This is a genomic window from Phenylobacterium sp. (assembly GCF_036723115.1).
GTDB lineage: Bacteria > Pseudomonadota > Alphaproteobacteria > Caulobacterales > Caulobacteraceae > Phenylobacterium.
The window spans coordinates 11,677-19,155 of record NZ_DAIMHV010000042.1 but is presented as its reverse complement, the minus strand read 5'-3'; the positions used below and the strand labels follow the sequence as shown (position 1 = coordinate 19,155).

6 protein-coding genes are annotated in these 7,479 nt (G+C 69.7%); 4 read left to right on the top strand and 2 right to left on the bottom strand.

What is annotated here, in order from left to right; all coding sequences use genetic code 11:
• Positions 1-138: 138 nt before the first annotated feature.
• Entirely contained in the window at positions 139-3,738 is a 3,600-nt protein-coding gene (locus V7D28_RS06630; RefSeq protein WP_333586581.1) for a hydantoinase B/oxoprolinase family protein, read from the bottom strand.
• Between the two features lie 74 nt (positions 3,739-3,812).
• On the opposite strand from V7D28_RS06630, the gene V7D28_RS06625 reads away from it, so the two are divergent.
• From V7D28_RS06625 to V7D28_RS06610, 4 genes are all read left to right on the top strand, one after another.
• Positions 3,813-4,508 (top strand): DnaJ family molecular chaperone, encoded by a 696-nt coding sequence (locus tag V7D28_RS06625; RefSeq protein WP_333586580.1) that lies wholly within the window; start codon positions 3,813-3,815, stop codon positions 4,506-4,508.
• A 100-nt stretch (positions 4,509-4,608) separates the two neighbouring features.
• Positions 4,609-4,917: a hypothetical protein gene (locus tag V7D28_RS06620; protein ID WP_333586579.1), complete on the top strand. Its 309-nt coding sequence runs from the start codon at positions 4,609-4,611 to the stop codon at positions 4,915-4,917.
• Between the two features lie 72 nt (positions 4,918-4,989).
• Complete coding sequence (locus V7D28_RS06615) at positions 4,990-5,280, top strand: putative quinol monooxygenase (RefSeq protein ID WP_333586578.1); 291 nt, start codon at positions 4,990-4,992, stop codon at positions 5,278-5,280.
• A 101-nt stretch (positions 5,281-5,381) separates the two neighbouring features.
• Positions 5,382-6,482 carry an NADH:flavin oxidoreductase gene (locus V7D28_RS06610; RefSeq protein WP_333586577.1) on the top strand — a complete coding sequence of 367 codons (1,101 nt, stop codon included), beginning with the start codon at positions 5,382-5,384 and terminating at the stop codon, positions 6,480-6,482.
• A 58-nt stretch (positions 6,483-6,540) separates the two neighbouring features.
• Here V7D28_RS06610 and V7D28_RS06605 read toward each other — a convergent pair whose 3' ends face one another.
• A complete protein-coding gene (locus tag V7D28_RS06605; RefSeq protein WP_333586584.1) occupies positions 6,541-7,452 on the bottom strand; it encodes an SMP-30/gluconolactonase/LRE family protein in 912 nt (303 codons plus the stop codon).
• Positions 7,453-7,479: the final 27 nt, after the last annotated feature.

The window sequence follows — 7,479 nt, the reverse complement described above, 5'->3', positions numbered from 1 at the left end:
GGGGAAAGGGCGCCTGGGCGGCCTCCGGGGCCGTGGCGACGACGTCGCTGGACGCGGCGGTCTCGGTCGCTTCCGGGGTCTGGGTCAGGAGGGCGAGGGCGAGGACGGCGGAAGTCAGCACTGGGATCACCTGTCAGGTCATGGGGCGGTCGGCGCCGCTTGCCCATAGCCCCCGCCCCCAGGGGTATGGATTTCGACGACGTCGCCGGGCGCGACCGCAATGGAAAAGCAGCCCGGCAGTTCCTTTACCGCGCCCTCCGCGGTGATCAAGGCTTGGCGACCGCCGAGCCCAGGCCCGCCTCCCGCCAGGCCTTGCGGGGCATGGTCGCGCCGCGTGGAGAGCAGGGCCACCTCCATGGGCGCCAGGAAGCGCAGCCGCCGGCGGACCCCGTCCCCGCCCTGGCGCCGCCCGGCGCCGCCCGAGCCCGGCCGCAGGGCGAAGTGCTCAATCCGCACCGGGAAGCGCCGTTCGAGGATTTCCGGGTCGGTCAGCCGTGAGTTGGTCATGTGCGACTGCACGCCCGAAGCGCCGTCATGCTCAGGACCCGCCCCCGTCCCGCCGCAGATGGTCTCGTAATACTGCCGCTGAGAATCGCCGAAGGTGAGATTGTTCATGGTGCCCTGGGCGTTGGCCATGACGCCCAGGGCGGCATAGAGGGCGTCGACGATGTGCTGGCTGGTCTCCACATTGCCGGCCACCACCGCAGCCCCAGGCGCAGGATCGAGCATCGAGCCTGGACGGGTGAGGATGTCCAAGGGCTCCAGGCAGCCGGCGTTCAGCGGAATGTCGTCATCCACCAGCGTCCGGAACACATAGAGGGCCGCGGCGTCGACGATGGACTTGGGCGCATTGAAGTTGCTGGGCAGCTGGCCTGAGCTGTCACGGAAGTCGAGCCTCGCCCGTCCGGCGGCCACATCCACCGACGTGCGCACCCGCACAACCCCGCCGCCGTCCATGGGCGCCTCGGCCTCGCCGTCGGAGAGCCGATCCAGCGCCCGCCGCACGGCCTGAGCGGCGTTGGCCTGAACGAAGCCCATATAGGCCAGGACGGTCGGGGTCCCGTGAGCCTCGATCATGGCGCTGACGGCCTCGGCGCCGGCCCGGCAGGCCGCAAGCTGGGCCTTGAGATCGGCCAGGTTGCGCTCGGGCGCCCGGGCGGGATAGGGACCCGCGGCCAGGGCATCGCGCACCTCAGCCTCCAGGAACCGCCCGCCCTCGAGGATGGGCAGGGCGTCCAGCAGCACCCCTTCTTCGGCGATCGCCCGCGAAAACGGCGGCATGGACCCCGGCTGGATTCCCCCGATGTCGGCATGATGGCCCCGGGCGGCCAAATAGAAGGTGGGCTGGTCGCCCTCGCCCACAAAGACCGGCATGACCACGGTGATGTCGGGCAGGTGCGTGCCCCCGGCATAGGGATTGTTCAGGGCGAAGGCCTCGCCGGGCCGCAGCACCGGGCGGCGGTCGCGCACGGCGCGCACGCTGGCTCCCATGGAGCCCAGGTGGACGGGCATGTGCGGCGCATTGGCCACCAGTCCGCCGTCCGCGTCGAAGAGGGCGCAGGAGAAGTCCAGCCGCTCCTTGATGTTCACCGAATGGGCCGTCCGTTCCAGGGCCGCGCCCATGGCCTCGGCCACGCCCATGAACCGCCGATTGAACAGTTCCAGCGTGACGGGATCGGGAGCCTCCACGGCCGCCGCGACATTCCTGGCCGGCGCCGGCGCGTCCGGGGCCAGGCCTCGCTCCAGAATGACCATCCCGTCCTGCCCCGGGCGGGCCCGCCAGCCGGCCGGGACGGTGATCTGGGTGTCGTCGCGGACGATCAGGGCTGGCCCGGACAGGGCCTCCAGGCCCTCGGCCTCCACCACGGGGGCGGGCCAGGCGCGGCCGTCCAGATAGATCACCACCTGTTCCGGCGCCGAGCCCGCCGGGTCGGGCCCCTTTGGCGTCGCCATGTTTCCGAGTCCCGTCTCGGCGGTCGTCTCCACCGCTTCGGCCTCGACGCTGGCGATCAGGATCGGGCGGGCGCGCTCCACAAAGCCGAACAGGCGCTGGTGGGCCTCTTCAAAGGTCGCCCGCACCTCGTCTTCGCTCATCAGGGGGGCGGGGAGTTCGGCGTCGGCGCCCTCATAGCGCAGGCGTAGGGTGATCTCGCACCGGCCTGGCGTCACCCCCTGATCGGCCAGGGCCGCGCGGGCCTGGGCTTCCAGGGTCGAGGCGAGGCCTTGGGCCAGCTTCAGGCCTTCGCAATCGAGAGCATGTTCCAGTCCGCCCTGGCGCAGGGCGCTCACCTCGGCGGCGCCGACCCCATAGGCCGACAACAGGCTTCCATAGAGCGGGCAGAGCACGCGACGGACTCCCAGCGCCTCGGCCATCTGGCAGGCCACCTGACCGCCCGCGCCGCCAAAGGCCACCAGGTCATGCTCCCGCGGATCGAAGCCCCGCTCGGTGGAGATGCGCCGCACCCCCTGGGCCATCTGTTCCACGGCGATGGCCAGAAATCCCTCGGCGGCGGCTTCGGCCGTGGGCGCGCCCATCTGCCGGGCCAGGGCCTCCAGCGCCTGGCGGGCGGCGGCCACGTCCAGAGGCTGGTCGCCGCCTGCGCCGAAGACCCGGGGGAAGCGGTCGGGATCGAGCCGGCCCAGCACCAGATTGGCGTCCGTCACCGTGGCCGGCCCCCCGCGCCCATAGGCCGCCGGGCCGGGCAGGGCGCCGGCGCTGCGGGGACCGACGCGGGCGCGCAGGCCATCAAAGCTCAGGATCGATCCGCCCCCGGCGGCCACGGTCTCGATGTCCAGCATGGGGCTGCGCATCTTCACCCCGCCGATATTGGCCTTATCCCGTCGCTCCAGTCGACCGGCGAAACGGGAGACATCGGTGGAGGTGCCGCCCATGTCGAAGCCCAGGACGGCGACCGAGCCCGCGGCCTGGGCGGTGCGCGCGACCCCCACCACTCCGCCGGCCGGGCCCGAGACCACCGCATCGCGCCCCCGAAAACCGCTGGCCGGGACCAGGGCGCCGGCGGAGGTCATGAAATAGAGCGGCGCCCCGCCGACGGCGTCGGCCACCGCCTGCACATAATTTCGCAGGATCGGCGTCAAATAGGCGTCGGCCACCGTAGTTTCTGCACGAGGCGTGAAACGCGGCAGGGGGGAGACCTCGTGGGACAGGGCGACGAAGTCGAAGCCGGCCTGGCGGGCGATTTCCCCGGCCCTGACCTCGTGGGCCGGGTTGAGATCGGCGTGCATGAAGGCGACGGCTGCGGAGACCGCGCCCGCGGCCCGCGCCTGACGGAGGTCCGCCAGCAGCCGGTCCTCATCCAGAGCCAGCACCACCTCGCCCTCGGCGCCCAGGCGCTCCTGGGCCTCCACCACCGCCTCGGCCAGGGGCTCAGGGCGGACGATCTTCAGAGCGAACAGATCGGGCCGCGACTGGTCGCCCAGGCGCAGGATGTCGCCGAAGCCCGCGGTGGTGACGAACACCGTCGAGGCGCCGGCCCGCTCCAGCAGGGCGTTGGTGGCCACGGTGGTGCCCATGCGGATGGCGCGGACCCTGTGGGCGGGGAAGGGCGCGGGCTCAGGCGTCTCCAGCACCTCGCGCATGGCCGCCACGGCGGCGTCGGCATAGGCGTCGGATCGCGACAGCCGCTTGAGCGTTCGCACCCTTCCATCGTCGCGACGGGCGATCACGTCGGTGAAGGTGCCGCCGCGATCGATCCAGAAGGTCCAGAGCCTGTCCAAAACTTAACCTTCGCGGGGTTCGATTGGCGTTGTCATCGGGCCGCCATCTTCCTAAGGCTTGTGGCATAAGACGAATGAGCTTCTGGCGCAAAATTGCTGGCTTGGCGGTTCGGGGTCCCGACGCCGCCGATTGCCCCGACTGCCCGGCTGGATTGCCTGGAGAGGATCCTGCGTTCTCCACCGCCGTGGTCGCCCTGGGCGCCAAGCTCGCCCGGGCCGACGGCCATGTGGGCGCCGCTGAGTTCGAGGCCTTTTCCGAAGTCTTCCAGTCCGACGAGGCCTCCCGGCCCAATGTGCGGCGCCTTTACAATCTGGCCCGCCAGACGACCCGGGGTTTCGAGAGCTACGCCCGGCGGCTGGCTCACCGCTACCGGGGCTGTCCGCAGATCCTGGAGGACGTTCTGGACGGCCTCTTTTACATCGCCGCCGCCGACGGGGCCGTCAGCGACGAGGAGATGGCCTATATTTCCCGCGTGGCCGAGCTGTTCGGCTTCTCGGAACTGGTGTTCCGGCGGCTGAAGGCCACTCACCTGGGCCTGGGGGCGGATGATCCCTACGCCGTGCTGGGCGCCCCCCACGACGCCAGCGACGAGCAGCTTCGCGCCGCCTGGAAGATCGCCCTGATCGAGCACCACCCCGACCGGGCCCGGTCTCGCGGCCTGCCGCAGGAGTTTGTCGAGGTGGCGGAGGCCAAGGCCAAGGCCATCAACGCCGCCTTCGAGGCGGCCATGCGCGAACGCCGGGAGATGGCCCTGGTCGGCGCCGCATGATTGACCATTGTTTCGCCGCACCGGTCGCCGATCTTGACCGGGCCGGAGCCGAAGGCGAGGCTGACCGTTAGCCTCCGGACGGAGACGAAGAGGAAGGACGATGACCCAGGAAAAGCCCTTTGCGGGATCGGCTGACCGGCCGGCCCTGCGCAGCCTCGGCGCCCTGGGCGGCGCGCTCGCCGCGGCCGCCGCGGTGGTGGTGGGCGTGGTCCTGGCCTTTGTCTTCGCCGCCACCGTGGTGGTGATCGGCCTGATGGTCAGCGCGGTCCTGGCCCTGGTGGCCCTCGCCGTGCGCGCCAGCCGCATTGGCCGCCGCCGCCGCGCCGGCGAGGCGGACGACGGCGTCATCGAGGCCCAGAACCTGGGCGGCCACCACTGGGTGGCCTATGGCTGGAACGAACGTGCCTGAGCACGCCTCGGCTTGCCCGCGCCGTCTTGCGTCTCTACCGTCGATTCAAACAATCGTTGGGAGAACCTGTTCATGATCGGCGTAGTGGCGACCCTCAAGGTCCAGGATGGCAAGGGCGGTGAATTCGAGCAGGTCTTCAAGGACCTGATGGCCCAGGTGAAGGCCAATGAGCCGGGGTGCCTGGCCTACCAGCTCACCAAGAGCCGCACCGATCCCAACACCTACAAGGTGCTGGAACTCTACGCCAATGAGGACGCCCTGAAGGCCCACGGCCAGAGCGACTATTTCAAGGCCGCCGGCCCCAAGATGGCCCCCTGCCTGGCGGGCCGTCCCGAGATCGAATATCTCGACGCCGTCCAGTAGGACGCTCCGCCGATGACGGCGTCACCAGAATTTCTGCGGGTGACGCCGGTCAGGCCCCTGGCCTAGGTTCGGTTCGAACATGTGTTTGAACCGGAGTCGCCATGTCTGCTGACGCCCTCTTCCGTCCCTACAGCTTCAAAGGCCTGAAGCTGAAGAACCGCATCGTCATGGCCCCCATGACGCGATCCTTCTCGCCGGGCGGCGTCCCCACCGAAGAGGTCGCCCAGTACTACCGCCGTCGCGCCGAGGCCGATGTCGGTCTGATCATCTCCGAAGGCACAGGCGTCAACCGCCCCGCCTCCCTCAACGACAAGAACGTTCCCCGCTTTCATGGCGAGAAGGAACTGGCCGCCTGGAAGCGGGTGATCGACGAGGTCCACGCCGTGGGCGGGGTCATGGCGCCCCAGCTCTGGCATGTGGGCGCGGTGCGCACCCGCGATCCGGAATGGACGCCGCCGGGTCCCTATGACAGCCCCTCGGGCCTGTCGCGTCCGGGCAAGGAATTCGGCAAGGGCATGACCGAGGAAGAGGTGGCCGACACCATCGCCGCCTTCGCCCAGGCCGCCGCCGACGCCAAGGCCCTGGGCTTTGACGCCATCGAGTTGCACGGCGCCCACGGCTATCTCATCGACCAGTTCTTCTGGGACGGCACCAACGCCCGGGAGGACGCCTATGGCGCCAAGGACCTGCCCGGTCGCGCCCGTTTCGCCGCCGACATCCTGCGCGCCGTGCGTCAGGCCGTCGGCCCCGATTATCCTGTGATCATCCGCATCAGCCAGTGGAAGCAGCAGGACTATGAGGTGAAGATGGCCGAGACGCCCCAGGCGCTGGAGGCGTGGCTTTCGACCCTCACCGAGGCGGGCGCCGATATCCTCCACTGCTCGCAGCGCCGCTTCTGGGAGCCGGAGTTCGAGGGATCGGATCTGAACTTCGCCGGCTGGGCCAAGAAGCTCACCGGCGTGCCGACCATCACTGTGGGGTCGGTGGGCCTCTCGGGCGAGTTCATCGCCGCCTTCGCCGGCGAAGGCTCCCAGCCCGCCTCCCTCGACCGTCTGATCGAACGTCTGGAGCGGGACGAGTTCGACCTGGTGGGCGTGGGCCGCGCCCTGCTGCAGGACCCCGAATGGGCCCGCAAGGTGAAGGAGGGCCGCACCGACGAACTCGCGGCCTTCGAACGCTCGGCCATGGCCAAGCTCTACTGATCCCGGGCGGAGTACGGTCGGATCGTCAGGTCCGATCGTGCTCCGGCCTGTGGCGCGGTCAGGCGTTGAAGTTGAGCCGGTGTCCCGGCCGGGGCCAGCGGGCCTTGTAAAGCCGGCCGGTGGACGAACAGGTGACCCAGGCGTCGCGCATGTCGGCTCCGCCGAAGCAGATGTTGGTCACGATCATGTCAGGGAAGGGGAAGTGCTCGGTCTTGCCCGAGGGCTCAAAGGCCGTGATCCCGCCATTGATGATGGTCGCCACGCAGATGCGGCCATCGGCCTCCACGGCCAGGCTGTCCAGCAGCTGATAGCCGGGCAGATTGGCCACCACACGACCGGGGCCGAAGCCTTCCTGAGGCTTGAGCTTGCCGGGCTCGGCGATGTCGAAGGCCCACAGCCGGCCCAGCTGGGTGTCGGCCATATAGACCACGTCCTCCTGCGGCGAGAGCCCGACCCCGTTGGGCGAGACGAAATGCTCGCGCGCCCGCGCCACATGGGAGCCGTCCGGCTTGGCGTAATAGAGGGCGCCGTACTTGCGCCCCTCCGGGGTGGAGCAGCCATGGTCGCTGAACCAGAAGCCCCCCTGCCGGTCGAAAACCAGGTCGTTGGGTCCCACGAACCGCTTGCCGTCACAGGCCTCATAAAGGGTGGTGAGCGCGCCGGTCTTGAGGTCGAACCGCTGGATCAGCCCGCCGGTATGACTGGCCGGGGTGGGGCCCGGAATGGTCAGGCCGTTCTGCTCAGGCCAGGTGAAGGACCCGCCGTTATTGGTGATGTAGATGGCGCCGTCCGGGCCGATGGCCGCTCCGTTCGGGCCGCCGCCGGTCTCCACCAGGGTTTCGCGTCGCCCGTCGGGGGTGATGCGCGACAGCCGCTGGGCCTTGATCTCGGTGATGATCACCGAGCCGTCGGCCATGGCGATGGGGCCTTCGGGGAATTGCAGGCCTTCACAGATCAGTTCGGCGTCCATCCTCGTCTCCTCCATGTTCTGATTGGC

Coding starts and splice junctions, on each gene's coding strand:
- V7D28_RS06625 (WP_333586580.1), top strand. CDS start 3,813: ATGAGCTTCTGGCGCAAAATTGCTGGCTTGGCGGTTCGGGGTCCCGAC.
- V7D28_RS06615 (WP_333586578.1), top strand. CDS start 4,990: ATGATCGGCGTAGTGGCGACCCTCAAGGTCCAGGATGGCAAGGGCGGT.
- V7D28_RS06620 (WP_333586579.1), top strand. CDS start 4,609: ATGACCCAGGAAAAGCCCTTTGCGGGATCGGCTGACCGGCCGGCCCTG.
- V7D28_RS06605 (WP_333586584.1), bottom strand. CDS start 7,452: ATGGACGCCGAACTGATCTGTGAAGGCCTGCAATTCCCCGAAGGCCCC.
- V7D28_RS06610 (WP_333586577.1), top strand. CDS start 5,382: ATGTCTGCTGACGCCCTCTTCCGTCCCTACAGCTTCAAAGGCCTGAAG.